22 protein-coding genes and 3 pseudogenes are annotated in these 26,534 nt (G+C 38.0%); 10 read left to right on the top strand and 15 right to left on the bottom strand.

Annotated features, from left to right (window positions below):
- Both L656_RS1000000123175 and L656_RS0120365 read left to right on the top strand, forming a co-directional pair.
- A pseudogene (locus L656_RS1000000123175) lies at positions 1-146 on the top strand (oxidoreductase); the annotation flags it as partial.
- Positions 147-218: 72 nt separating this feature from the next.
- Positions 219-1,415, top strand: coding sequence for an MFS transporter (locus L656_RS0120365; protein WP_024600587.1), 1,197 nt, complete (start codon positions 219-221; stop codon positions 1,413-1,415).
- 73 nt (positions 1,416-1,488) lie between these two features.
- Here the strand turns inward: L656_RS0120365 and L656_RS0120360 are convergent, their stop codons facing one another.
- From L656_RS0120360 to L656_RS0120345, 4 genes are all read right to left on the bottom strand, one after another.
- Positions 1,489-2,352 carry an EamA family transporter gene (locus L656_RS0120360; protein WP_024600586.1) on the bottom strand — a complete coding sequence of 288 codons (864 nt, stop codon included), beginning with the start codon at positions 2,350-2,352 and terminating at the stop codon, positions 1,489-1,491.
- Between the two features lie 231 nt (positions 2,353-2,583).
- A complete protein-coding gene (locus L656_RS0120355; RefSeq protein WP_024600585.1) occupies positions 2,584-3,327 on the bottom strand; it encodes a FadR/GntR family transcriptional regulator in 744 nt (247 codons plus the stop codon).
- A 432-nt stretch (positions 3,328-3,759) separates the two neighbouring features.
- Positions 3,760-4,746, bottom strand: coding sequence for a Gfo/Idh/MocA family protein (locus tag L656_RS0120350; protein WP_024600584.1), 987 nt, complete (start codon positions 4,744-4,746; stop codon positions 3,760-3,762).
- 341 nt (positions 4,747-5,087) lie between these two features.
- Complete coding sequence (locus L656_RS0120345; protein ID WP_024600583.1) at positions 5,088-6,107, bottom strand: AraC family transcriptional regulator; 1,020 nt, start codon at positions 6,105-6,107, stop codon at positions 5,088-5,090.
- A gap of 102 nt (positions 6,108-6,209) precedes the next feature.
- Between L656_RS0120345 and L656_RS0120340 the strand changes: the two genes are divergently transcribed.
- On the top strand, positions 6,210-7,814 hold the full coding sequence (locus L656_RS0120340; RefSeq protein WP_024600582.1) for a GMC family oxidoreductase: 1,605 nt from the start codon (positions 6,210-6,212) through the stop codon (positions 7,812-7,814).
- A 27-nt stretch (positions 7,815-7,841) separates the two neighbouring features.
- Here the strand turns inward: L656_RS0120340 and L656_RS0120335 are convergent, their stop codons facing one another.
- The 3 genes from L656_RS0120335 to L656_RS0120325 form a co-directional block, all read right to left on the bottom strand.
- Positions 7,842-8,657 (bottom strand): class I SAM-dependent methyltransferase, encoded by an 816-nt coding sequence (locus L656_RS0120335; protein ID WP_024600581.1) that lies wholly within the window; start codon positions 8,655-8,657, stop codon positions 7,842-7,844.
- A 2-nt stretch (positions 8,658-8,659) separates the two neighbouring features.
- Complete coding sequence (locus L656_RS0120330) at positions 8,660-9,058, bottom strand: hypothetical protein (RefSeq protein WP_024600580.1); 399 nt, start codon at positions 9,056-9,058, stop codon at positions 8,660-8,662.
- 67 nt (positions 9,059-9,125) lie between these two features.
- On the bottom strand, positions 9,126-9,545 hold the full coding sequence (locus L656_RS0120325) for a DUF3429 domain-containing protein (RefSeq protein WP_024600579.1): 420 nt from the start codon (positions 9,543-9,545) through the stop codon (positions 9,126-9,128).
- Positions 9,546-9,827: 282 nt separating this feature from the next.
- Between L656_RS0120325 and ahpC the strand changes: the two genes are divergently transcribed.
- Both ahpC and ahpF read left to right on the top strand, forming a co-directional pair.
- Entirely contained in the window at positions 9,828-10,397 is a 570-nt protein-coding gene (gene ahpC / locus L656_RS0120320; protein WP_008134426.1) for an alkyl hydroperoxide reductase subunit C, read from the top strand.
- Between the two features lie 154 nt (positions 10,398-10,551).
- On the top strand, positions 10,552-12,126 hold the full coding sequence (gene ahpF, locus L656_RS0120315) for an alkyl hydroperoxide reductase subunit F (RefSeq protein WP_024600578.1): 1,575 nt from the start codon (positions 10,552-10,554) through the stop codon (positions 12,124-12,126).
- 117 nt (positions 12,127-12,243) lie between these two features.
- Here the strand turns inward: ahpF and L656_RS1000000122910 are convergent, their stop codons facing one another.
- The 4 genes from L656_RS1000000122910 to L656_RS0120295 all read right to left on the bottom strand — a co-directional run bounded on the left by L656_RS1000000122910 (position 12,244) and on the right by L656_RS0120295 (position 15,782).
- Positions 12,244-12,504: a hypothetical protein gene (locus tag L656_RS1000000122910; protein ID WP_076915785.1), complete on the bottom strand. Its 261-nt coding sequence runs from the start codon at positions 12,502-12,504 to the stop codon at positions 12,244-12,246.
- A gap of 38 nt (positions 12,505-12,542) precedes the next feature.
- The gene (locus L656_RS0120305; RefSeq protein WP_024600576.1) at positions 12,543-14,564 is read right to left on the bottom strand and encodes a hybrid sensor histidine kinase/response regulator; all 2,022 of its coding nucleotides are present in this window, start codon (positions 14,562-14,564) and stop codon (positions 12,543-12,545) included.
- A 216-nt stretch (positions 14,565-14,780) separates the two neighbouring features.
- Positions 14,781-15,002, bottom strand: a complete 222-nt coding sequence (locus L656_RS0120300; RefSeq protein WP_007375621.1) for a hypothetical protein — start codon at positions 15,000-15,002, stop codon at positions 14,781-14,783.
- Positions 15,003-15,011: 9 nt separating this feature from the next.
- A complete protein-coding gene (locus L656_RS0120295) occupies positions 15,012-15,782 on the bottom strand; it encodes an undecaprenyl-diphosphate phosphatase (protein ID WP_024600575.1) in 771 nt (256 codons plus the stop codon).
- 236 nt (positions 15,783-16,018) lie between these two features.
- On the opposite strand from L656_RS0120295, the gene L656_RS0120290 reads away from it, so the two are divergent.
- From L656_RS0120290 to L656_RS0120280, 3 genes are read left to right on the top strand one after another with little or no spacing between them, the layout of a single operon-like run.
- Positions 16,019-16,306 (top strand): hypothetical protein, encoded by a 288-nt coding sequence (locus L656_RS0120290; protein WP_024600574.1) that lies wholly within the window; start codon positions 16,019-16,021, stop codon positions 16,304-16,306.
- Complete coding sequence (locus tag L656_RS0120285) at positions 16,303-17,898, top strand: PepSY-associated TM helix domain-containing protein (RefSeq protein WP_024600573.1); 1,596 nt, start codon at positions 16,303-16,305, stop codon at positions 17,896-17,898. The genes L656_RS0120290 and L656_RS0120285 overlap by 4 nt, the downstream gene beginning before the upstream one ends.
- A complete protein-coding gene (locus L656_RS0120280) occupies positions 17,895-18,140 on the top strand; it encodes a hypothetical protein (RefSeq protein WP_024600572.1) in 246 nt (81 codons plus the stop codon). Before L656_RS0120285 ends, L656_RS0120280 begins: the two co-directional genes overlap by 4 nt.
- A 9-nt stretch (positions 18,141-18,149) precedes the next feature.
- Here the strand turns inward: L656_RS0120280 and L656_RS1000000123550 are convergent.
- Positions 18,150-18,284, bottom strand: a pseudogene (locus L656_RS1000000123550) (DUF6363 domain-containing protein); the annotation flags it as partial.
- Between the two features lie 100 nt (positions 18,285-18,384).
- Between L656_RS1000000123550 and L656_RS0120270 the strand changes: the two are divergent.
- Positions 18,385-19,257 carry an SMP-30/gluconolactonase/LRE family protein gene (locus L656_RS0120270; RefSeq protein ID WP_024600571.1) on the top strand — a complete coding sequence of 291 codons (873 nt, stop codon included), beginning with the start codon at positions 18,385-18,387 and terminating at the stop codon, positions 19,255-19,257.
- 38 nt (positions 19,258-19,295) lie between these two features.
- Here the strand turns inward: L656_RS0120270 and L656_RS1000000123545 are convergent.
- Positions 19,296-19,397: pseudogene (locus tag L656_RS1000000123545) on the bottom strand (paraslipin); the annotation flags it as partial.
- Between the two features lie 29 nt (positions 19,398-19,426).
- A complete protein-coding gene (locus tag L656_RS0120265) occupies positions 19,427-20,872 on the bottom strand; it encodes a diguanylate cyclase domain-containing protein (protein WP_024600570.1) in 1,446 nt (481 codons plus the stop codon).
- A 217-nt stretch (positions 20,873-21,089) separates the two neighbouring features.
- Here L656_RS0120265 and L656_RS0120260 point away from each other — a divergent pair, with 217 nt between their 5' ends.
- On the top strand, positions 21,090-21,983 hold the full coding sequence (locus tag L656_RS0120260) for a cation diffusion facilitator family transporter (RefSeq protein ID WP_024600569.1): 894 nt from the start codon (positions 21,090-21,092) through the stop codon (positions 21,981-21,983).
- 50 nt (positions 21,984-22,033) lie between these two features.
- Here the strand turns inward: L656_RS0120260 and L656_RS0120255 are convergent, their stop codons facing one another.
- Positions 22,034-26,533 (bottom strand): EAL domain-containing protein, encoded by a 4,500-nt coding sequence (locus L656_RS0120255; RefSeq protein WP_024600568.1) that lies wholly within the window; start codon positions 26,531-26,533, stop codon positions 22,034-22,036.
- Between the last annotated feature and the right edge of the window lies 1 nt (position 26,534).

The following is a 26,534-nucleotide window of genomic DNA, read 5'->3' as shown; positions in this document are numbered from 1 at the left end:
AAGCCGATGGCGTAGCACTTGCGCGTGGCATTTTATATAACCCGCATTGGCCTTGGCATGCAGCTGCAGAGCTTGGCGCTACAGTAACAGCACCTAAACAGTATTTACGCTCAAGCCCACATGGGCAGCCATCTCCAATTAAATAAAACACGCCCTAAGCAAAACCCAACCCGCGTTTGCGGGTTGGGTTTTATTATTTTTATAAAGTAGAGACACACATGACTCAAACAGGCGTTTCACCACAACCACTTAGCAATACACTCGTTACTATTATTGCTTTGTGTTGTGGCCTTATTGTTGCCAATATTTACTACGCTCAACCTATTATTGAGTTACTCGCCCCAGAGGTGGGATTAAGTGCGCACAGTGCTAGCCTTATCGTATCGCTTACACAAATAGGCTACGCTTTGGGGTTGTTTTTTTTAGTGCCATTAGCTGACTTAGTTGAAAATAAAAAGCTCATGTTGATCACACTTGGTGTGTCATTTTTAAGCTTAGTGGGGACTGCACTTGCTGACTCACCTAATGTAATGCTTATTTTATGTTTAATGATAGGTATTAGCTCGGTTTCTGTTCAGGTGCTTATTCCGCTTGCTGCACATTTATCGTCTGACGAAAAACGCGGGCAAGTCTTAGGCAATATTATGGCTGGCCTGTTGTTAGGTATTTTGCTGGCAAGACCTATATCGAGCTTAATAGCCGATCACTTTGGTTGGCGTGCTGTATTTTACTTTGCAGCAGGGTGTATGGTGTTTATTGCAGGCGTAATTTATTTTGCTATTCCAAGCAGGCAACCTACCCATAAAACAACGTATTTTAAGTTATTAAAATCGCTTAAACAGTTAATGATAAGCCAACCAGTGCTGCGCCAACGATCTCTTTTTCAAGCATTAATGTTTGCATCGTTCAGCTTATTTTGGACAAGCGTACCGGTTGTGCTTGCCCGTGAGTATGGTTTATCTCAATCAGAAATAGCACTGTTTGCACTAGTGGGTGCGGCAGGTGCTGTAGCAGCACCCATTGTTGGGCGTTTGGCAGATAAAGGCTATACACATCAGGTATCGTTACTGGCCAAAGTAATTGCAGCAGTGTGCTTTTTACCAAGCTTATTTGAGCTACCTTACGGAATTATAGTATTGGCATTAACCGGTGTGTTTATTGATTTTGCTGTGCAGGCCAATATGGTATTGGGTCAACGTGCAGTGTATGCACTAGAGCCACAAAGCCGTGCGCGTTTAAATGCTATTTACATGACTAGCATATTTGTAGGTGGCGCAGTAGGCTCGCTTATTGCCAGCCCATTATATGAAGCGGGTGGTTGGACAGGTATTGCACTGGTTGCTACGGGGATGCCGCTTATTTCGTTGATTGGCTATTTGCTTACAATTAAAAAGCAAACTAAGACGGTAAGCTAATTACGTTGCTACAAAAAAGCCACTGCTTATGCGGTGGCTTTATTTTTTAGGATTAGTCGATTACAGTTTTTACTTAAGCAACCTGCTTTTTTGCATTTGAAAACGAGCTACCAACAGATGCAACAATTACAAGTAAAATAGCGAGCCACTGCCATAAAGTAAGTAACTCACCCAGTATAATAAACCCCGCGAGCGAGGCTATTGCAGGCTCTAAGCTCATCATTACGCTAAACCCTTGCGATGGCATGTTACGCAGTGCAACCATTTCAAGTGTGTAAGGCAATGCGCTTGATAAAATAGCAATGCCAATACCCAATGGGATAATTTCCCATGTAAACGCGGCGCTTTGTAAAATACCGCCATAAGGTACTAGCACTATAGCGGCAACGGTCATTCCCAATGCGACAGTTGCTCCACCAGAGCTTTGTGTGCCCGTTTTTTTACCAAATAATATATAAGCAGCCCAGCAAGCACCTGCACCTAAAGCAAGTGCAACACCCAATGGATCAAGGCTGTCTTGGCCGCTCATATCAGGAAGTAAAAGCAAAATACCGGCAATAGCACAGGCAACCCAAAATAAATCACGTTTACGGCGCGATGAAAATAAGGCAACGGCCAGTGGGCCTGTAAATTCAAGCGCTACACCTATGCCAAGTGGAATGCGTTCAATGGCGTAATAAAACAAAATGTTCATGCCGCCTAAACTTAAACCATACACAATTATAGGAATACGATTACCCGTAGTAGGTAAGTGTTTCCAAGGTTTAAACACTAAGCAAAGTATTAGGGCAGAAAAACCAAGCCTAAGGGCAGTTGTACCTTCAGGGCCAACAATAGGAAAAAGCTGTTTTGCAAATGACGCGCCCGTTTGAATGGTCATCATTGCAAGCAGTACACACACGATAGCCAGTAAATAACTTTTTGAAGATGCTCGCATTTTTATCCTTGAGTTGAGTAACTCTATCAATTAGTTATGTAATGCAGGGAGTATAAAAGCTAAACCCGCCCAATATTAATGGCGGCATAGTATCTTTTTTTAAATTTATAGGTAAGTGTTTGCGACCAAAACAGCGCAATTAATATAATATTAAATAGGGTGGGTAAATAAAGTAAGAGGTAAAGTTAGCAAACAGGTGCTTGCTAACTTTAATCAATTGGTTAAAAGGCCCTAATGGGCACTTTTATTAACTAAGCCATCAAGAGAGTAAAGGCCTCGTTTTTCATTATTTTTGCGTTTAATTTCTTCAAGTGCGCGCGACTCTACGGCATCAAATAAAGCATTAATTAAGCGATTAAAATGTTTGTGCATTGCGCTGCGAGCTGCATTTGCATCATGAGACTTTAGGGCTGTATAAATAGCGGTGTGTTCATCCATAACGCATTCGTTATTGTTTTTACATACACTACTATAGTCAGCAACAATTTGTGGGTTTGTTAAACGTAAATCCCACAAGTTAGATACTGCAAATTCAAGTGCTTTATTGCGTGTTGCTCGCGAAATTATTTCATGGAACTCACGGTCAGCTTGCTCAACATAAAGGCCTTTTTCCATGGCGATTAATGTTTTATTTAGTTGCTCTAATTCTTCTTCTGTAATGCTTTGAGCAGCTAAAGCGGCAATTTCGCCTTCAATTAATGCACGCGCTTGCGTAAGTTCAAATGCACTGATCTCTTTTGATTTTATAGATGTATTTTTTTGTTCTACTACGTATACACCAGAACCGGTTTTAACTTCAACTCGGCCACGTACTTCTAATGCGATAATAGCTTCTCTAATGGTAGGGCGACTTACATCAAACATTTCTGCAAGTTCACGTTCAGGTGGTAAACGACTCCCAGCAGAAAATTCGCCTTGATTTATTAAAGACTCAATTTTATCAACTATGCGCCAAAATAAGCGACGATTACCCATACTTTACCTTCATTACCTTAAGGAATAATGGCCTCTGGGGCCTAAAAGTCAAAACCAACTGTTAATACCAGAGGTTACCTCAAAATTCACTATTATGTCAAAATTCTAACGCGATGTTATGGTTAAAAACCACTATACACCAATGGTTGCATTCTTGTATTACCAATTTAGTTCAAAATAATGCAATTGGCCAGCTTGATTGGTAATGTTTTTATGTGTTAGGTTAGCTTTAAGGTTATTGAATAATAAATATTGGTAATAAACTGAGTTTAGGTTGTCAGTGTTAAGTTTGTTGTAGAAGTATTTGATTGCCCACGGATGGGGATCGCTATTATTTAAAAGTGTTTTGTAAAATGTGTAGTTGTACGAGAGCTATTTAAGCTTTCTTCTGGGCGTTAACTGTCGTTGGTTAACGCCCATAATTTTATTTAATTAGTCGTTAGGGTACACAACCCCAAGCTGTTTGCGCGCTTCATCAAGAACGCTCATTACGTTACTGGCTAAAATATGTGTATTAACGGGTGACTCAAAAATATTTTGCTTCACTAATGACATAAAATGCTCAACTTCGTATTTCATAAACTGCTCATCAAATGGCTGGGATATAACCTCTACGTCACCATTATTAGCAATAAACTCCATCTTTTTTAGTTGCGATACAGCTTCTATACGTATGCGCCCAAGCTCGCCTTGTATTTCGGTTATGTTGTCGCCTTGCGATATTTTGGAGTAACTAATAACGGCTTGTTTATCTGCGTAGTTTAGTAATACATCGCCCGCACCATCTACACCTGTATCAAGTAATATGCCACTGGCACTCACGCTTTGCGGCGCTCCCCAAAGTGCAATTAATAAATACAGTGGGTAAATCCCTAAATCAACCAAAGCACCATTAGCAAACTCGGGTAAAAACGTATTTGGACGTTCGCCATTTTTGTATTTATCGTAACGCGATGAATATTGACTGTACTGGCCAATATATTTACGTGGTGTGCCAATTTTTTCCATTGCCTTTTGCAGGCCTGCAAAGTTAGGCAAGTGAGTGGTCATCATGGCTTCCATGTATAGGCGCTGATGCTTTTTTGCTGTAGCTATAATACTTGCAAGCTCTTTAGAATTGGCTGCTGATGGTTTTTCGCCAAGGGCATGTTTACCTGCTTCTAGGCACATAACAGCGTATTGTTTATGTAAGCTGTTAGGGGCGGCTATGTAGACAGCATCAACATTTTGATCTTGGCAAACTTGCTCGATTGAGGTGAAAATTTTTGCTTGTGTATTTTGTGGGTGTTTTGCTAAAAACGCTTCACCGCTTGATACTGCGCGCGAGCACACCCCATATAAATTAAAATCGTTTAACGTATTTGCAGCGGCTAACAGTGTGTCGCTAATAAAATTGGTGCCAACAATAACAAAGTTCATGCTCACTCCTTAGCTTAAATAAAAATAATAAGAGTGTTTAGTTTAACATTTTTTTAGTTCTATATGCTTTAGGGCGTGTTGATCTTTGGTGGTTGAATTTACAGCAGACTGTTTGGTTTTTAGGCAAGGCAGAGCCTATGTAGTGTGGTTATTCCCCATAAATAGGCGATAACGCAGCATAAAGGCCAAACATGCGCTGCCCTATGGGTTCTTTCTAGGGACGATTGACTCTTTGTTGCCTACATGGATGTAGGTAAGTGGCGTGAGCAGGACGCGGAAGCTTTGCTCGATTTTTACTTAGCCCACTAGGTTACAAACCTCGCGCCGCGATTAAATCGCCCCTAGATTGAACAAATTTCAATCCACAAAGTTCGACACGCCCTAGGAGAGCAACCAAACCAGCGTTTTACATTAACACTTAGCGTTGCTTGCTCCTGATACCCTAAAAGCTCAGATATAGTCGATATTGTAAATTGGTTTTGCGCTAAGTAGTGTTCAGCTAAAGCGCGGCGAGTGGCATCTTTAAGTTTTACAAAGCTCGTATTATGTTTGATAAGTTCTCGATGCAGAGTACGCGGGTGCATACCCAGTGCAGCTGAAATAGTTTGGTTACTGCATTGATAAATAGGAAGCATAGGCCTAATTAGTGCACTAACTTGGTTGGGCAATGGTTGGGTGTGTTCTTTGTTTTTTGCCAAGAAGTTTAGCGCTGCTTGTACTTTATTTAGTTCAGGGTGATCAAGCTCAAGAGTTAAATCACTTTTTGAGATTACAATACCAGCGCTGTTGCGATGCTCTATAACGTTACAACCAAAGTAAGTGTTATAGGCACGAGTATTAGTACTTAATTTTTTTGGTAAAAATATATTAATTGGTTTGCAGCGGTTATTACTCAGCTTTTTAATAACAGCCAGTGCTAAACCAATGGTGAGCTCAATTACTTGGCTTATGTGCGGTAATGGTTTTAAATTAATTTCGAATGATAAAAATACGCTTTTATCATTCTCTAATGGGTGTGAGTTTAAGCTAAGTGCAGGGCTGTGCAAATGAAGGTATTTAATAACCCAAGTAAGTGCATCACCTAAATTAGTACTGCTTTTAGCTGCTATTGCAATATGCCCTAAAATATCAAAATTTTGTCTACTTGCGAGCTTAAGGCCAAAACTAGAGCAATCGAACTTAAAAGCACAGTATTCTAATAGCCCAGCGTAATCTCGATAAGGTAAGTATTGGTTATCGAGATTTTTAAAGTCAACGTTATTAATATTACAGTTTTGCATTATTTCATGCGGATCGCCGCCAAATTCGCTAATTAGCGTATCTATACCTTGTAATGACGTGGCTCTGATTAGGCTGCTCATGGTTAACCTCAAATAAATGATGTCTAAAAATATCAAGTTTTGTTGGGTTTTTCTATGCACTATTACTATTAAGGCCATTTAACACTTTTATTAAGGTACACCATGAACAATACAACATTTGATTACATTGTGATTGGCGCAGGTAGTGGCGGCTGCGTTATGGCATCGCGATTGTCTGAGGATAAAAATGTAAGTGTGTGCTTAATTGAAGCAGGCGGTAGTGATAACAGTGTATTTGTACAAATGCCAGCAGGCATAGCAGCGAGTGTGCCTTATGGCATAAATAGCTGGCATTACAATACGGTCCCACAAAAAGAGCTTAATAACCGCTGTGGTTTTGTGCCGCGTGGCAAAGTGCTGGGTGGGTCGAGCTCGACTAATGCAATGGTTTATATAAGAGGTAATAAGTACGATTACGATAATTGGGCACAGCTTGGTAATGAAGGCTGGGATTTTGATAGTTTACTCCCGTACTTTATTAAAGCTGAGAACAATAAAGCGTTTATAAATAATGAGCTGCACGGAACAAAAGGCCCGCTACATGTACAAGAGCTAAATAATCCAAGCAATATAAACCAATACTTTTTAAATGCCTGTGCTGAGCAGGGCGTTAATTTAAGCGACGATATAAATGGCAAAGAGCAAAGTGGTGCGCGTTTATCGCAGGTAACTCAGCACAATGGCGAGCGTTGTAGTGCAGCAAAAGCATATTTAACACCGCATTTAAACCGCCCCAATTTAACGGTATTAACCAATAGCCACGTTAATAAAATAAATATAACCAATAACATAGCGCAAGGCGTGCAAATAGAGCGTAACAAAGAGGTTATTAATTTACGTGCTAAAAAAGAGGTAATACTTAGTGCTGGCGCTATTAATTCGCCGCAGGTATTAATGCTTTCAGGTATTGGCCCTAAAGCTCAGCTAAGCGCACATAACATTAAAGTTGAGCACGTACTTGAAGGCGTTGGCGCTAATTTACAAGATCACTTAACGGTAGTGCCACTTTATAAATCAAAAACAAATAAGGGTACCTTTGGTATAAGCCCACTTGGTATTGCGAGCATTATTAAAGGCTGCATTAACTGGTTTAGTAAGCGAGAAGGGCGATTAACCAGTAACTTTGCAGAGTCGCACGCGTTTATTCAATTATTTGAAGGCTCGCCAGCGCCCGATGTGCAACTAGAATTTGTGATTGGGCTGGTGGACGATCATAGTCGTAAATTACACACTGGGCATGGTTACAGTATACACAGCAGTATTATGCGCCCTAAAAGCCGAGGTACTATAACATTAGCCGACAGCAACCCGCGTAGTGCTCCACTTATTGACCCTAATTACTTAAGCCACCCAGACGACTTAGCTGTAATGATTGCTGGCCTTAAAAAAACACTCGCTATTATGCAAAGTAAAGCTTTTGATAACATACGCGGTAAAATGATCTACCCGCTTGATATAAATAATGATGATCAGTTAATTGAATTTATACGCCAAACGGCAGATACCGAGTATCACCCAGTTGGTACATGTAAAATGGGGCAAGATCCAATGGCAGTGGTGGATACTAATTTGCGAGTACACGGGGTAAGTAACTTACGCGTAGTCGATGCGTCGATTATGCCTACCATTATTACCGGCAACACAAATGCACCTGTAATTGCGATTTCTGAAAAAGCAGCTGATTTAATTAAACAGGCAAATGTTTAATTGAATCAACTTTAGTAGGGCTATTAATTAGCTATAAAATTCATTTAGCCATTGTTGCCAATCGCTTTCAAGGTGCAGCATTTGCTGATGCTTTTTAGCATTTAGATGCTTGATTTCGTCCTCGCTTGCCATATAGGGTCCAACGCGGCAAAGAGGGCAGTGGTTTGGTGTTAAGTATGCTGGCTTTGTGAGGCGTGAGCTTAATTCGCTAGTGTGTGTATTAATACCTTTTTGGCTGAAAACGTAAGTGATACCGCTGGTGTCTTTTACGTGTTTATCACGGTCAACATTACGAATTTTGTAACCTTCAAAATGACTAATATCAAATGGGATTTGGCCTAAATAATCAGCGTTTAAACCGTTATTTAAACTCCCTTCTATATTCCATTCTCGATAAGGTTTTACATCCTTTGAAGTGATGTAGCACAGCATTGGGCCATTTTTATCAAGCGCGTATTCGTTAGCATATTTAATAAATTGATGTAGTAAAGCGCGGTTTAATACGTTCATACTGGTTTGGCGCGTGTTATTTTCAAATGCTTCACGGCCAACAAACGCAGGTATAAGCGGAAACTGAAAAATAACCACATCAAAGCTGTGCTGGCTTTTACTTAGAGCTTGCCAACACGCGGGGTTTGTTATATCAAAACTATTAAGTACCTCAACGTTATGCGCTTTTAGGTTGCTAAGTGCATTGTGCTGATACTTTTGCTCAATAGTAGTTTGGTCATCGTAAGTGGATGCAACCAAAGCTTTTGGCGATAGATGAGTGTAAATAGCGTTCGAAAAAGATAAATCGCCATCGCCTACGGTGAGTATTCGCCATTGAGGATTTAAATACATAATTAAAGCGGTTTAGTTGGTGTGTTATCGGCATCAGGCGTACTTTTTTGAGACTGCGCTGCAAGTAAACGATGAAACGCAAGTCTGGTTTTTAACCCTTCAATGGCGATTTGTTTAATAATAAGATTAAAGGTAATTAAAATGGCAAAGGCAATATGAATAGGCCCGTGGGTAAATCCTGCATTTGTATCGTAAAGCATTAAACCGAATAGCAAAAATAAGACAACCAAGAAAATTTCGAGTAATTGACTTGAATAAAAACTCAAACGACCTTCACTTTTATGATCTTTTTTTATGCGGATAGCACAAAAAAAGGGGATCACTTTGATTTTAAATGCCGCGTTTTTTTCTACGTAGTTTTCGCCAAGTTCATCGAGTTGTTGGCGTAATTGGTCAATCATGGTGTGTCCTCAAATAACAGTGCGCGGATATTACCTTATTACTGTGCAACATTTAAGTTTACAGCTGCTATTTAGGATAAATACTCATACCAATAGTTAGGATGTGACAAACAAACACAACAGAGGTCAGCACAAAGCGCATTTTTTGATAATCTTTATGATAGGTTTGCCATTGCGGCGTGGCTTTTTCAAATAAAAGTACTAGCCAAAAACTAGCACCTAGCCAAGCCAGTGCCCACTCTACAGGTAAAAATGATAAAAATGGAACTGGGATAACAGGTAATACCGCTTTAATTGCATCGCTATAGCTTTGCTCTCCGGCACGCCACAAGTTACCTGACATAAATGCTAAAATGCCAATACTGTAAAAAGTAAAAAACTCTAAGTTAAGGCTATTACTGCCAAACATAAGCGGCCAACCCACACACCCTAAAAACGGGATTAAGCCTAAGTAACCTAGTTGTATGTGGTTAACAAATTTTTCCATTACAGCGTGCCTTATGTTTAATGACTTATTTGAAGCGCGGCTATTGTAGCAGTATTGCGATTAGCGATCTTAATAATTCGCCAGCGTTTACAATTCAAATAATGCTTACGGTAAAAGAGATTATATAGTTCAATCCAAAAAACCGATTGTTTTAATCTAAACAATCAATTTTATTTAATTTCTCATTAGCCTTATTGTATTAACCAAGCCAACGCAGAAGGTCGTTTTAAACGAAAGCGTTGATTACTTTTTAAATACATTAAATATAGATGAGGAAATACCATGAGCACTTCATTAATCAATACAAAATTACAACCATTCAATGCAACCGCTTACCACAACGGTGACTTTGTAGAATTGTCTGAAAAAGATGTTCTAGGTAAATGGTCAATCTTCTTCTTTTACCCAGCTGATTTTACGTTTGTATGTCCTACTGAACTTGGCGATGTTGCAGATCATTACGCACAACTTCAAGAGATGGGCGTAGAAGTTTACTCAGTATCTACTGACACTCACTTCACTCATAAAGCATGGCACGATACGTCAGACACAATTGGTAAAATTACTTACCCAATGATTGGCGACCCAACAGGACGTATTACTCGTAGCTTTGGCGTAATGATTGAAGAAGAAGGCTTAGCACTTCGCGGAACATTTGTAATGAACCCGGAAGGCGAAATTAAAATTATCGAAACTCACGATTTAGGTATTGGCCGTAGCGCTAAAGAACTAGTTCGTAAAGTACAAGCTGCACAATACATTGCAACTCACGACGGTGAAGTTTGTCCTGCATCTTGGCAGCCAGGTGAAGACACACTTGCACCTTCACTAGACCTAGTTGGTAAAATCTAAGTATAGATTTATTCCTACTATGAGGGCAGATAACTGCCCTTAAATCAACGAACATCCGTTTGTTGGTGCCTCCTATATCAATATACTTGTTTAAGCACATGCATTATTTGGCATGGGAGGCTTGCTGTTTAAATTTTCCTAAAAGGGTTAAGCCATGTTAGATAACAACATAAAAAATCAATTAAAAAGCCATTTTGAATCGCTTACTCAACCTGTTGAGCTGCTTATTGCCTTGGATGACAGCAAAAAATCAGCAGAGGTAGAAAGCTTAGCGAACGATTTAGCTTCACTGAGCGATAAATTTACGGTAATAAACAACCCAGATACAAGCGCGCGTCGCCCGTCGATGGTTGTACATTCACCTATTAAAAACACTCATATTACGTTTGCAGGTGTACCAATGGGGCACGAATTTACAAGCTTAGTGTTAGCACTTTTACATACTGGCGGACACGCAAGTAAAGCTAAAAGCGAAGACATTGAGCAAATACAATCGCTCACTCAAGAACTCAACTTTGAAATATACATAAGTTTAAGTTGCCAAACGTGCCCGCAAGTAGTCCAAGCACTTAATACTATGGCAGCGACAAACAGCAATATTAAAGCGACCATGATTGATGGCGCATTATTTCAAAGTGAGGTAGAAGAGCGAAATATTTTAGCTGTACCGGCTGTATATTTAAATGGCGAACCATTTAGCCAAGGTGCACTAAGCCTTACCGACATACTCAATAAAGTAGATAGCAAAGGGGCACAGCGCCAAGCTGAATCGCTAAGTAAAAAAGATAAATTTGATGTACTTGTAATTGGTGGCGGGCCTGCTGGCGCATCGGCTGCGATTTACTCAGCACGAAAAGGGTTAAATACAGGCATTGTTGCCGACAGGTTTGGTGGACAAGTTGCAGATACATTAGCAATAGAAAACTTTATTTCGATTAAGGCGACAGAAGGGCCAAAGTTGGTTGCCCAGCTTGAAGAGCACGTTAAAGAATACGATGTAGATGTAATGCATAATCAGCGTGCAGCGGCACTTGGCTATAACAATGGCTACGAAATTACACTAGAAAATGGCGCAGTACTTAAAGCTAAGTCGCTCGTACTTGCCACCGGTGCACGTTGGCGCGAAATGAACGTACCAGGGGAGCAAGAATATCGCGGCCATGGTGTGGCATATTGCCCACATTGCGATGGTCCTTTATTTAAAGGTAAACCTGTTGCCGTAATTGGCGGTGGTAATTCAGGTATAGAAGCGGCAATCGATTTAGCTCATATTGTGCAAAGCGTTACGGTACTTGAATTTGCAGACACATTACGTGCTGATGAAGTGCTTATTCGTAAAGCTAAAAGCATGGCTAATATTACTATTATCAAAAGTGCACAAACAACCGAAGTACTTGGAGATGGTAAAAAAGTAACTGGCTTAATGTACACAGATAGAGTGTCGGGAGAGAGCAAAGAGCTTGAACTTGCCGGTATATTTGTACAAATAGGCTTAATACCTAATACGGAATGGTTAAAAGATAGCGACCTTGAATTAAGCAAATTTGGTGAAATACTGATTGATGCTAAAGGCGCAACTTCATTACCAGGCATTTACGGCGCGGGGGATGCAACCAATACTCCGTTTAAACAAATTATTATTGCAATGGGCAGCGGTGCAACAGCAAGTTTAGGTGCATTTGATTATTTAATTCGCCACTCTGAAGAAGCTGATCAAAGCGCTGCTTAATGTAATTAGTAAAAACTCTCTTGATATAACAGCAAGGCTACACCCATAGCTGTTTGTTAACCCAAGCCGCCCTTCTCCAAAGGCGGCTTTTTTAATGCTTAAGAATTAGCACACGATTTAATCGCACCCACCGCCAGAATCACCGCCGCTACAATGTGTATGAGAGTGCGATGAGTTACTGCTAGAGGAAACTGATGAGTCACTGCCAGTATAAGCGGATGATCCACGTGATGACTTAGCACTGATGAATGTAACTAACAGCAATATGCCTGATACGATAATTACCGTTATTGATGACCCCCATTGCTCAGTGGAAACGCCTTTAAATATTGCTAAACAAAGCACCGTAAATAGTATTGTTCTTATTATACTTTTCATTTTATATCCTTATTTAACCAATAAGTTAACTATAAACGTTAACTAACGTTAGCCGTATGCTCAAGCGCATTAATAACTGCTTTTTCGAGTATTGGTAACTTAAAAGGTTTTGATATAAACATATCCATGCCAGCTTGTTTACAGGCCAGTTTGTCTTGTGATGAGGTATTTGCTGTTAAAGCCACTATGTAAGTTTCTTCATCTGGACAGATTTTTTCTGCTCTAAGTTGTTTTGTTGCCTCAAATCCATCGAGTATGGGCATTACGCAGTCCATAAAAATAAGGTCATAATGTTTTTGGCGACATTTTAATACTGCATCTTGGCCATCAACGGCTGAGTCTGCTTTAATATTCAACTTATCTAGCGAGGCATGTAAAACTAATCTGTTAATGTCGTTATCATCAACAACAAGTACAGATAAGTCACTGCCGTTAGTGTCTAAGTTTGATTTAAGGCTTTCTTGTTTTTGCTCTTTACCTGGCTCTATAGGAATATTTACTAAAAACGTAGTGCCTTTATTAGGTGTACTTTTTACCTTTATTTTGCCGCCCATATATTCAACAAGCTCTTTTACTATTGCAAGCCCAAGGCCTGTGCCACCTTTTGAATTTTTAGCATCTACTTCTTGAGAAAAAGGAGAAAACAGTGACTCTAAAAAGCCTTTACTCATTCCGCGGCCTGTATCAGACACTTCAATGTTTAAACTTAACTTAGCTTTTACTTTAGAAAGGCTGGTGTTTAGTGTAACTGAACCATTTTCAGTAAATTTAAGTGCATTACTCAATAAATTAGAAACAATCTGGCTTAGTCGAGTATTGTCACTAAAAGCCCAGCAGTCATCATCAATTGTATTATTTACTTGTAGCGTTACATGCGTATTTTTAAATAGTGGTGTGTATAAAGAAGTTAAATCGGTAAAAATTGTTTTTAACAAAAAGTCAGTAGGCTCTAGCTTTAGCTCACCATGATTAATTTTAGAAAAATCGAGCACCTCATTAATAATACTAAGCAAAATATCAGCACTTCTAAGTGCTATTTTTATTTTTTCAGCACGTACTTCTTCACTATGTTCATCAATTAATGTGGTTAGCATGCCTGTGATGCCGTTAAGAGGGGTTCTTAATTCGTGGCTGATTTTAGCAAATAGCATGCTTCTGTCTTCAAGTAAGCGCTCTGCTTGAGCTTGCTTTTGTTTAAGCTCTTCTCGAAGCTTGACTGACTCGGTTACATCTTGGCAGGTGCCAAATAATCGGACACATCGACCTTCATCAAATTCGGCCTCACCAAAGGTAGCCACCCATAAGTGTTTATTTTTAGCGGTTATTACTTCTAGCTCTAAATTCCATTTTTTGCCTTTTTCTATGGCTAATTCTACAGCGCGAGTAATGCCTTCACGACTTGGGCCTTCTTTATAAAACTCGATTGCAGAATTCATTTGTGGTTGAAATTGTTCATCTACTTCATGTATGAGGTATGTTTGTTCGCTCCAGGTGATTTTGTCAGAGATTAAATCAACTTCCCAGGTGCCTATATTTGCAACGTGCTCTAGCTTTAATAAGGTATTACTATTTTTTATGAGTTGTTCTTTAGTTTGTGCGCGAGCAAATTCCGAGCCTAGCCATTGCGCAAATAATTCGATGTAGTCGTAAGCATCATCGTTAAAAGCGAGAGAGTCTTTTGCGGATGAAAAGTTGACGGTACCAAATATTTTATCACCAATTTTTATTGGCGCGCCAATATAAGACTCTAACTGAAAGTTTATATAACAGGGGTGGTTTGCAATTGCGCTTTGAGAGGCTTTATGAAAAGCAAGTGCGGAACCAGCCGATAGCGTATGTACACAATATGTACCTTGTAAGTCAAACACAGTACCGGGTAAAAGTGAGTTGTCGGGGGTTATGGCATATAAAACGGTATAACTGTTTTCATCTACTTTACTAATAATGCCTAGCTCTAGCTCTAATACTTCTAATCCAAAGATTAAAAGTTTATTGATTTTGGTTTGAAAATCAAACGACTGATTCGAAACTATATCGTGAAAACGTCTTAAAAAATTCAAAAGAAAACACCCCGTAAGCTTTTGTTCAATTTATACAATATAAAAGCCAATTAAAGGCATATTTATTAATTACCAAGTAAGTTTAGCAGTTTTTATCGATGATAACTAAAACTGATGTGTACACTTTAGACTTATAACCTTATGTTTTGTAGAATAATAGAGCATTAATATAACGCTGAGTGTAATGATGATTATATAATGCTCAGTGTTTTATATTTAGTAGGTTGAGTTTGGTGTGTACTCAGGATTTATATCGCCGCCAACTTCTTCCGGGTCTACATCGTTAATAAGTAGCGTTTCACGTACAGCTTCAATGTGATCAAGTACGCTTTGGTAGCGCTCGCCATATTCATACTTTGTCACTTCAATCGCTTTAGGCATGTAAGTAAAGGCTATTTTAAGTGCGTGGAGTGCTTCTTCGTTTATTTTTTCGCTCATAATGTTCTCTTATGTGTAGGCTATAGTTAATAAAATAACACCAAATACGATTCGGTAAAGACCAAAACTAACAAAAGTGAAATTTTCTAGAAAGCGTATGAATAGTTTAATAGTAAAGTAAGCGACTATAAAAGACGTTAAAAAACCCACAGCAAGGGCAGTTAGATCATCTAAGCTAAACAGTTGGTAATGTTTAAGTAAGTCGTAGCCTGAGGCTGCTGCAAGTACAGGTAAGCCAAGTAAAAATGAAAATTCAGCGCTGGCTTTTCGGTTTAAACCACACAGCATGGCACCAACAATAGAACTCCCAGCACGACTAGTCCCAGGAACTAACGCAAATACTTGTGCTACGCCAATCCAAAGAGCTTGTTTATAAGTAACTTGGGTTACATCGGTAGTTGTGCAGTGAGTCTCTTTATAATTGCGCTCTAATAGTAAAAAAATCACACCGCCTACAATAAACATAACACCTACTACTGGTACGCTAAACAGTGTTTTTATTACATCACTAAATATAAAACCAATAATACCCAAAGGAATAAATGCAATGGCAACTTTCACCCATAAATTGAAATGTTTAGGGCTAAACTTATCTTTATAGTTGGCTAGTACCGCTAAAATGGCGGCAAGTTGGATAATGACTTCGAAGGCGAGGTTAGCGTCTGTTGATTCAATGCCTAACCACTTTGACGCTACAATTAAGTGCCCAGTTGATGATATGGGTAAAAATTCTGTTATACCTTCAATAATACCTAAAATAATCGCGTTAATTATATCCACGGTTTACTGCTTCCTGAAAAATTAAAAAGCCCGAACTCGGCTTAACTGAAATGACGCATTACTGCGTACCTAAATTGCGAGGCGTAGCATAAAAGCTCTTAAGGCAAACCAACAGTGTTTTTAGACTTAATTTGTTTAATAAATTGCATTAAACATTAAATGCACAATATAATGGCAATTGTTATCATTTGCATATACTGTTTTGTATATGTTTGGGCAAATTTACTGAGCGAATAATGAATAATAAAAAAACGTTTACAGCTACACGGCGAAGGCACTTAATTGCGTGTGTATTAGCGCTAGTTACTGCGGTAATAATGATCCCGGGTATGACAACCTATTTACCATTTCAAATGAATGAACAAATATTACTGCCTATTTTACTCTTTCCTGTTATTTGGACTGCGTTGTTTATTTATGCGTATTTAGCGCAAAAAGTATGGCAACCTTTTGTAGTCATGATTGCATTGTGTGTATTACATGGTTTATTGAGTTTTTGGGCGTTAACGCAGGGGCAGGGATGAAGTCGATTACTTTAAAAAAGCTATTTTTATTACATAGCTGGGTAGGAATTATTACTGCGGTAATGCTATTTATTGTTGCATTTAGCGGCGCATTAGCAGTTCTGTCGCGACCTGAGTTAAAAATATGGGCTAATCCAGAACTACAATCTAGCCAATACGTTGCCAGCGCGCAAATTAACCGACTAGTAAACGAATACCATAAAAAAGTACCTAGTGAATTTGGCGAAAACATTCATGTGTTTTTACCAAGTGGGCATAACTTTCATTTGTTAACGTTGGTATTTGAATCTCACCATGGCGATGAAAATTACGACCAAGAGGTGGCCAGAGTATTTCAATTTCATCCCGATACGTTGACGCTGGAAAATACTTACTATGGGCCTAGTAAAGAGTTTTACGCCAATAAAAAAACGGATGCGCCAACTTATATAGGTGAATTTCATGCAGATTTGCATTTAGGGCGACCAATTGGGTTAATACTCACTGGGTTTTTAGGTTTAACGCTTTTAGTAAGTGCAGTGACAGGCTTGTTTATTCATCGCAAATTGATAAAAGAGCTCTTTACGTTTAGGCGAGATAAAGGGTTAGATATTGCAGTAAGCGATGCTCATAAGGTTATAGGTATTTGGGGCAGCGTATTTAATATTGTGATTGGTTTTACAGGATCATTTTTAGGGCTCGCGACCATTATTTTACTACCAGCAGCTGCGTTTGTGAGCTTTGGTGGCGATCAAGATAAGTTAATAGAAACGTTTACCGCTATTCCTGAGCCTGTAGTTAGCCACATTAAGCAACCTACAAAAATAGACACTATTTTAGAGCATGCTCATAGTCGTTACCCTGAAGCAATAATTAGAGATGTCACAATAATGGCGCATAACGATGCGAATGCGCAGGTATATTTGCGTTTGTTAGGTGGCGAGGCTGTTGCTTCTCAGTTACTGCATTATCAGGGCAATGGTGAGTTTGTACAGTCGATGAGTAGTTTTGGTGATATTTCAGGTGTTTCAATAAAAATAATTGAGCTGATGTTTCCGCTGCACTTTGGAAACTTTGCAGGGGTGTTTGTCAAACTGCTTTGGGTATTACTTGGTTTAAGTACTGCGCTTTTACCTATTTCGGGCATGATGATGTGGCTAGCAAAGCGTACACGTGGCAGTAGTCCTTCACTGAGTATGCAGGCATATGCACGCTGGAATCGCTTTATTATTGGCAGTTGTGGAGGTTTGGTATTAGCAAGCTTTTTGCTATTTCCTGTGCAAGTTGTACTTAATTATACCGTTATTGGTGTGGCGCAAAATAGCTTTTTTGGACCCGTGTTTTTTTATACGTGGTTGGCATGGTTACTCTTAAGTGTATTACCCATAGATTATAAAAACTATTTCAAGCTGACTCTTTTACTATGCGGTGCTTCGCTTGCTTTGGTGCTGCCACTTAACATCCTATTTGGCGTGAGCAATGTTATTAACCTTAATAGCTCGCTTGTTGCGGTAGTAGATATAAGTTTTATGGTGGTGGGTTTCGGGTGTATGTTTGGTGCCTTAAAAATAAAAAACACACAAAAATTACAAGTTGAGGTACAACCCGCATGAACGAGCTACTAATTACAATTGCGATGGTGAGTTTACTATTAATGATGCTCAATATACGCAAAAACACACTTACATTATTGGTTAAAACATTTTTAAGTACACTGCTATTTGGTTTAGCGCTGATATGTTTTATGAGTGTTTACGGTATTTTAGGCGGTGCAATATGCACCGTTGTGGGAGCTATGTTAGCTGGTTTACTAACCGCAGTTATTGCAGGTAAAGCACCGCAATTATTAGGTTAAATAATGCAGCTATTTAGCTGAAAAGGCCTTTGCAGTATTAACTCCCATGTTGTAACCACTATTAAGTATTTCAAACTTTTTAGTGGTACGCCCAACTTTAAAATTAGCCGGTGGTGCAATGATATTGATTTTGCAGTCACTAGGGCGTGTTAATAAATTAAAGCCAGGTACAGATCGCGAAATCAACTGTTTTCTGGTAAGGTTTGGGTTACAAGGCTTTGTTAATAATAAAGAATAAGTATTTATGTTTGACCCTAGCGTAACCATTTTTGAAAGCACACAGAATCAGCTTGCAGAAAGTCCTCTTTGGCACCCTATGCTGAATACTTTTTTTTGGGTCGACATAAATAAAAAATTACTTTTAAGCAAAAAAATACACAGCGAAAGCCAACTAAAAACAATTAATATGCCCGATACACTCAGTGCAATAGCGTGGATTGATGAGCAGCACTTGTTGCTAGGTACAAGTACAGGTTTATACAAATACCATATTAATTCGAGCACTCGCCATCTTATTTTTAATATTGAAAATACAGAGCTAAATAGGCGTTCAAACGACGGCCGCGCTGATCCATGGGGTGGCTTTTGGTTAAGTACAATGGACGTAAATGCTAAAAAAGCTGATGGTAAAATATACCGTTATTATAAACGCCAGCTTAAAGTCGTTGTAAGTGGTTTGAGTATCCCAAATGGATTGTGCTTTGATAAGCCACGTTTACGCGGTTATTACTGCGACTCTTTAACGAGTTGTATTTATGTATTAGATTTGGATGAGCAAACTGGCGAACCTTGCTCTGAGCCACGTGTTTTTTATCAATTTAATAATACTAATGTTGACCCCGATGGCTGCGTGACCGACCAATTAGGTAATTTGTGGCTAGCTGTGTGGGGAATGGGGTGTGTTATATGTTTATCCCCAGGCGGTGAGCTAACTAAAACAATCAAGCTTTGTGCAATAAAACCGACATGCACTGCATTTGGTGGTGAAAATGCTGAGTTTTTACTTGTAACATCGGCATTTGATGAAACGATTAATAATACTGCTAGTGAACAAGGCGCTGTATTTCAAATCTCAGGCATAAAAAACGGGCAGTTTGAGCCGCCCGTTTTACTGTAATCTCAGTACATGTGCTGATTACCATGATAGTGAGGTTATTCTTTTAAGCTTCGATTAGCTGAAGTTTTATCTATAAATAGAATAATAAGGTAAAGGCTATCTTTTTTCGTTAATTGGTATTTACCAAAGCGCTCGGTTAATCATCAAATTATTTTTTAGATTCATATAGTTATTTTTTAAAACTGGCTATTTTATTTCTGCCTGTTTCTTTTGCGTTATAAAGGGCTATGTCGGCGTTATTTATTACTTCTTTAGGTGTTGTTTTTTGATTGGGTATAAGGCTATAAAATCCAATACTCAAAGAGAGGTAATTACTAGCACTTGAAAAATTATGTTCAATTGCGAGTTCTGCGATTTTTTCCTGAATAAGAACAGCAAACCTTTGACAATGATCTGTGTCGACTGCAGGTAAAATTATCGCAAATTCTTCACCACCGAAACGAGCGGCTAAATCACCTTCACGTTTACAAAGATCATGCAGCGCTTTGGCAACTTGTTTTAACACTTCGTCACCGAGCTGATGCCCGTAGTTATCGTTATAACGCTTAAAAAAATCAATATCACACATTATTAAACTAATGGGTTCTCTATTACGTGCGCCGCGCTTAATTTCGCATTTTAAAGTTTGATCAAAACAGCGTCTGTTAGCAATGTTTGTAAGGCCATCAGTATTAACTTGTTTGTTGAGTTTATGGTTGGCATTAATGAGTTGCTGCTGAGTTTTTTGTAGCTCTTGCTTGTAATTTAAATTTTTGAAAGCATTAGCAAGCATTTCACCTACTAACCTTAGGCGAATAAGGTCTAAATCAGTCCAGTTTCTCTTTTGAACAACGCAATCACAGCCTATAAAGCCAACGAGCTCTTTGTCATAACGTAACCCGATGCAAAGTACTGATTTTATTTTTTGTCGCTGAAAAATTATTTTTTCGCTCGTTGCTTGAATAGGTAACAACGTTACATCGTTAACTCTAAATAAGTGAGTACGGGCCATTAAAGTAAAAAAATAAGGGAGATCACTTTTTGGAAGGTCCTGTAAGTCGTCTTTAAATGCTTGTATATCGTTATTGACCCATTCGTGAGTGTTATTTATTGTTTTACCGTCCTCGGCAAACTTAAATAAATAACTTCTATCTGCGTGGCATACGGTACCAATAGCTTTTAATGCATAGTTGATATGCTTATCAACGTCGTCGTTTTGAATATCAATTAAGTCAGTTGATATGTTCGAAATAATATTATCAAAATCATATTGTTCTTCGACATTGTTATTTAATATATCAATGATAATAATTGAATGTGAGTTAGGTAATTTTGCAAATTTTACATTGAGTAGTAATTTAGATGTTTGTTTTGATAAAGCAAACTGGCATTGATTATTTGCTGTAAAATAGTCTAAGAATAGATCTTCGATTAACAGTTCTTTTTTACTGTGGTGATTGGTTAAAGTGATATGTGCAAAATCGTTTTTTTTAAAATGTGGTTGCTCTTCTAAGTCAAATAAACTCAGTGCCTGACTGTTAACTTTGAATATATCTTCATTGGCATCATAAAGTAATATACAAAATGGCAGTAACTTCATGTTTTGCCACATTTCATCTGATCGGTTATTACTCACTTAACTCTCCATGTGCTTAAGCCACAATTAAATTGTTATCTATTGTATTTTTATTGTTTTTACCTACTAATTATTAGCACATTTTTTTTGATTTACTAAGTTTTTAGTGCGTTTGAGGGCAGTACGTATTATAATTGATACTGTATATCATTACCCTTTCTACTCTAAGCCATCTTTGGCTTATTTGCACTTTAAGTATAGGTTATTCAAGCATTTCATGACAGAAATCACTACACATCAAGCTTCTCGTCGTCGGTTACTTATTGCGCTAGCAATTACGTGTTCGTTTATGGTAATTCAGGTTATAGGTGCTTATTATTCTAATTCGCTTGCTGTACTTGCCGATGCGGGGCATTTGTTTGTTCACAATAGTTCGTTATTCATCGCACTGATTGCATCAAGTCTCGCTATTCATTTTGCTAAAACCTATAACGATGGTCATCAAAGAGCTGAGCTTCTAGGCGGTCTGGTGAACGGGTTTTTATATCTAGCAATAAGTTTAATTATTTTGTATGAAGGTGGTGAGCGCTATATACACCAGCATGAAGGAAATGAGCTGGCTATTAATAGTTATTTAATGTCGGTTATTGCTGCTATTGGTTTTTTGTTTCATGGTGCTGCTGCATGGGTTTTATATAAAGGCCGCAAAGCGAGTATTAATGTTTACGCGGTATTTTTACATTCATTCTTTGATTTGATTTCGACAGTATCGACATTTGTGGCTGGTATTCTTATATATTTTACGGGCTGGGTTGTTATCGATATTTTATCGAGCATGTTAATCGCCTCTTTCGTGTTGTTTACCGGTGTTAAGGTCATTATTAGTTGTATAAAAGGTTTACGCTTAAATAAGGCCAAACTCCCTAAAGTAGCAGATATTGAAAGTGAGATTACAGATATGGAGCATGTTCACAATGTCCATAACGTCACTGTCACGCGAAAATATAAGGGTGTAGTAGTAGGCGCACACGTTGTCCTTAAAGAACATTGTACTATTGAAAAACACGATGAAGCATGTCGTATGAAAGTAGAACAACTGTTAGCTGAAAAATTTAATGTACACAATAGTGTATTACAAATTGAAAGCCACGAATGCCATCACATTCATTAATACAAATTAATATAAAAGCGTGTAAAACTGATTAGCACGCTTTTAATGTTTTAAATCAAATCAATGATATTGCTAAAACAATCGCTTTTACGTAAGTCTTTAGCATCCATTGGCCTTGCAAAGTAGTAACCTTGCAGTACATTGCATCCAACTCCAGCTAAAAAGTTCATCTGTTCGCGCGTTTCTACTCCTTCTGCAATACAGTAAAGATCTAGGTTTTCGGCCAATGAAAGAATGGTCTTAATAATTGACTCATCACCTTTATCTATACCAATACTGTTTACAAAGCTTTGATCTATTTTAATAACATTAATAGGAAATTGGCTCAAATAGGTGAGTGACGAGTAACCTGTACCAAAATCGTCAAGTAGTAATTTAAAGCCAGCAGCTTTTAAGTTATGTAGCTGCTTGGCTGCTTTGAGTTTATCTTCTAGTAAAATACTCTCTGTTATTTCAAGTCTTAATTGTCTTGGATGAACTTCAGAGTCCGCTAATATAGACATTAACCTTTGGGTTATGTTTGTTTTTAAAATGTGTTTAGGCGATAAGTTTAAAGATATGTAAAACAATGGGTTTTCGCTGAGTATAGGTGCAAGTTCAATAAGAGCTCGTTGCAATGCTTGCTCAGTAAGGAGTTCTATTAAACCGGTTTCCTCTGCGACAGGAATAAAAAGTGCAGGAGATACTAACTGTCCTTGATTGTTCCAGCGCATGAGTAACTCCACGCCATTTATCGTTTTTTCTTCTATGTCGATGATAGGCTGATAGTGATTAAAAAATCGGTTGTCTTTCACTGCATCTTTTAAATCATTTTCGAGCAGTAACTTTTGTTTTATCAGCTCATTCATTTCATCGCTAAAAAACTTAAAGTCGTTTCTACCGCCTTGTTTAGCGTGCATCATGGCTACATCGGCATTACGGATAAGTAAATCGGTGGTTACAGCATCGAATGGGTATAAAGCAACGCCAATACTGGCTGAAATATTAATAGAGAAGTCTTCAATAATTACTTTATTGGCTAACTCATTACTAATTTTTCTTACTGTATCGCGAAGAGACTGAAGCGATTTTATATTTTGAACCAGCACTAAAAATTCATCACCACTTTGTCGGCCAAGTTTTGCGTTTGCGCCGAGCATACCGTTCACTCTTTGGGTAATATTACACAAGAGCTTATCGCCAACTGCGTGGCCAAAAGAGTCATTAACAGGTTTAAACTTATCTAAATCAATAAATAATAATGCGCATTGTGTATTACTTTCATCGGCATATTTAATCGCTTTTTCAATGTTTTGATACATTAAACTACGATTTGGGAGATGCGTTAGAGGATCAAAGTTAGCCAAATAGCGCAATTCGTTTTCAGCACGTTTTTGCTCGGTTAAATCTGTAATAACCACCACATAGTAACTTGCAGTATCTTTTGTAACTGCTGTGGCACTTATATGAATTGGATGTTCGTTATTTCTTGCTGTTTTTATATAAGCATCACTTTGCCAGTTTTCTGTCGGTTTTAATTTTTTTAAAATACCAGCAAACTCTTTACACTTATCTTTACCAATCGCTTTTATGAACAATTTAGGACTAATTTTAGTGGCTACTTTTTCATTTGAAAATGTTTCAATAAAACTGTTGTTTGCAGAAAATGGCATTAAATGTTTATCGAGTATAAGGAGCCAGTCATTTATTTGGCTGAACGCTTCACCTAAAATTTTTGCTTGTTGCTCGTTAGCACGTTGCGCTGTGATATTAGTATATATGCCAGAAACATATAACGGCTCATTTGTTTGAGGATCATATATAACTTGACCTGTATCTTGATACCATAACCAATGGCCATCTTTGTGCTGTAAGCGATAGGTTGCTTGCCAGTTTTGTTGTTTTTTGTATTTGAAGTAGTTTTCCCATTGGTTTTCAAAACGACGTCGATCATCAGGGTGTATTAGCGCCAAAAATTGTTCTATGTGTACGCGTACAGGCAAGCCTGTATAGCCTAATTCAATTCCTCTGAGCGTGCTTACGGAAGCATCTTTAAAATTATAATCCCACACGCCACTTTTGTTATTTTTAAGCGCGAGCTCTGTTTGCTTTTGCGAATGAATAGTCGCTCTATGAGCTTGTTCTATTGCAACTTGGCGGCTGCGGTATTGCCAAAAAATAAAAAACAATACGGCTAGTATTAAGGCTATATAGGCGGCAATAGCAAAGGGCGACTTCCATGGAGCGTAAGCTACGTTGATGTTAAGCGTGGCTGGTTCGCTTGTAACAATACCATCACGATTATGTGCTGATATTTTTAGTGAGTAACTACCCGGTTGGAGCTTTGTGAAAAACACTTGATTAGATTGTAAGTCTTCATATGTAAGAGACGTTGGCCCTAAAAGGGTAACTTTATAATACGCTTTGTCTATATTGGGGTAAGAAAAGTTAGAAAAACTAACCGTCAACCCCATATCTTCATAACTGAGCTCAAGTGGTTGGCTAAGATATTGATGAGGGTAATAATTGAGCTCTTTGGTAAAAAGATTTATATCGGTAATCGCTACATTATTTTTTTTAAATAACTCTTCTTCATCAAAGTCTAGAGGGTCAAAGAGTAAAGCTCCGACATTGCTGCCAAAAATTAGCCTGTCATCATTTAACGTTGTTGCAGCTATAGGAGTAAATTGGTTTATATTCAATCCGTCCTTTACTGAATAACTCACCACAATGAGTGTATCTAGGTTTATTTGGTATAAACCATTGTCGGTACTTGCCCATAAAAAACCATTTTGATCAGGAAGTAATGAATAGATAGAGTCAGTATTAAATGAATTTTTTAATCCTATGTAGTGTTTTCTCTCATAAGTAACTGGGTCAACACCAATTAAGCCTTCCTGGGTGGTTGCCAACCATAAAGTATTCCGTTTTGAGTCTAAGTAAAAGTTTTCTACAGTGTAAAAAATATCTTCTTTAGGGTTAAAAGACTGAAATATAGTCGTTAAAGTTTTCGTTTTTTCGTTGTACCTAAAAAAACTTTTTGATGTACCAAGCACAAACTCTTCAGGATGTGTGTCGAGGTGTTTATAAAAAGCGTAAGAAAATAAAGGGTCGACTTGCTCTTTGAGTCCCTTAATAATTCTTGTTTTTCCGGTTGTTTCATTAAAAAGATAAAAGTTATCATCAGACATAAATGCATATGTGTCTGCAGATAATTGGGAAAAGCCAAATAAGTTTGATCGGTTAATTACATCATTCTCTATGTCTTGGTTTTCAATAACTTTACCTGTTTGCTTATCAAAAAGTTTGAACCCGTTGAAAGTAACAAGCCAAAGGAATTGATTATCGCCAATTGAAGACGGAAAAATATCATAAACGGCAGATGCTCCATATATAGCTTTTGAGTCGGTCGAGCTTAAATATACTTTACTTTTATTTGTAACTTGGTCGTAGCGCGCAATACCATCTTCGGTCCCTAGCCATATAATATTATTTTTATCTTGATAGGCAGCATGAACAGTATTATTCCCAGGTAAAAAAATATGTTTAAACCGTTGAGTTTTGACTGGCCAAGTAAACACTCCTTGGGTTCTAGAAGCTAGCCAAAGTACACCCGATTTATCAATCATTAGGTCGTTGATTGAGTTTTCACTAATATTAAACTTACTTTTTTCATAATTTAATATGAACTCTAGTTCTTTGGTTTCACGGTGATAACTAAACAATCCACTTTCGGTTGCTACAAACTCCCCGTAAACAGTATTGGCATAATCCCATATATTATAATCAGGGATTAACGTTGTAATATTTGCTGCAGATATATTTTTGTTATTATCGAATGCTAATTGATACATGCCTTCAACAGTACCAACAAGTAATCCTAATTCATTATCAACACTTAAGAATTTGACGTTTACATTATCTATCGTATTTTTTTCAGGGGGATGAAGAGAGATTTTTACAAGTTCTGAATTATCTATATTTGCCGTGTATAAGCCATCATTTGTACCAATATATAAAGTGTTTTTATATATCGTTAATGACCTAATGTAGTCACCTTCATTTGGTAGTGCTAGTTTAAGTGCAAAGCGTTTGCTCGTCTCATCAAATGTATATATTTGACCATCTATGGCGAAGTAAAAAGTATTTTGTTTTTGGGTCATCGCGGAGATTGGAGAAAACATCTTTTGTTCTTTATCTATTTGACCTGAATAGATTTTTTCGGTTTTTAAAGTGAGGGGATCTATTATAAACGCACCAGAAAGATCAGTTGAAACGATAATCTTTCCGTCTTCGGCTTTAAATAACGCATAAATATAGTGTTTATCTAAGCCAAAGCCACCATTAAAAGTTTTTACTTTATACCCGTCAAAGCGATTTAAACCTTGTTGGGTAGCTATCCAAATATAGCCAATTTCGTCTTCTTGTGTCTGCAAAACGTAACTTTGCGAGAGACCTTCGTCAGTAGAAATACGTTGTAATTGTTGAGCATAGTTCTGTGATGCAAAAGTACATTGAATGCATAGTAAAAAAATAATGGTGATAGGAAAAAAAACTTTGCTCAAACGCACT

Origin of the sequence: Pseudoalteromonas sp. TAE56 (assembly GCF_000497955.1) — a bacterium.
In the GTDB taxonomy this organism is placed as follows: domain Bacteria; phylum Pseudomonadota; class Gammaproteobacteria; order Enterobacterales; family Alteromonadaceae; genus Pseudoalteromonas.
The sequence above is the reverse complement of the archived record's forward strand: the minus strand, read 5'-3'. Positions and strand labels throughout refer to the sequence as shown.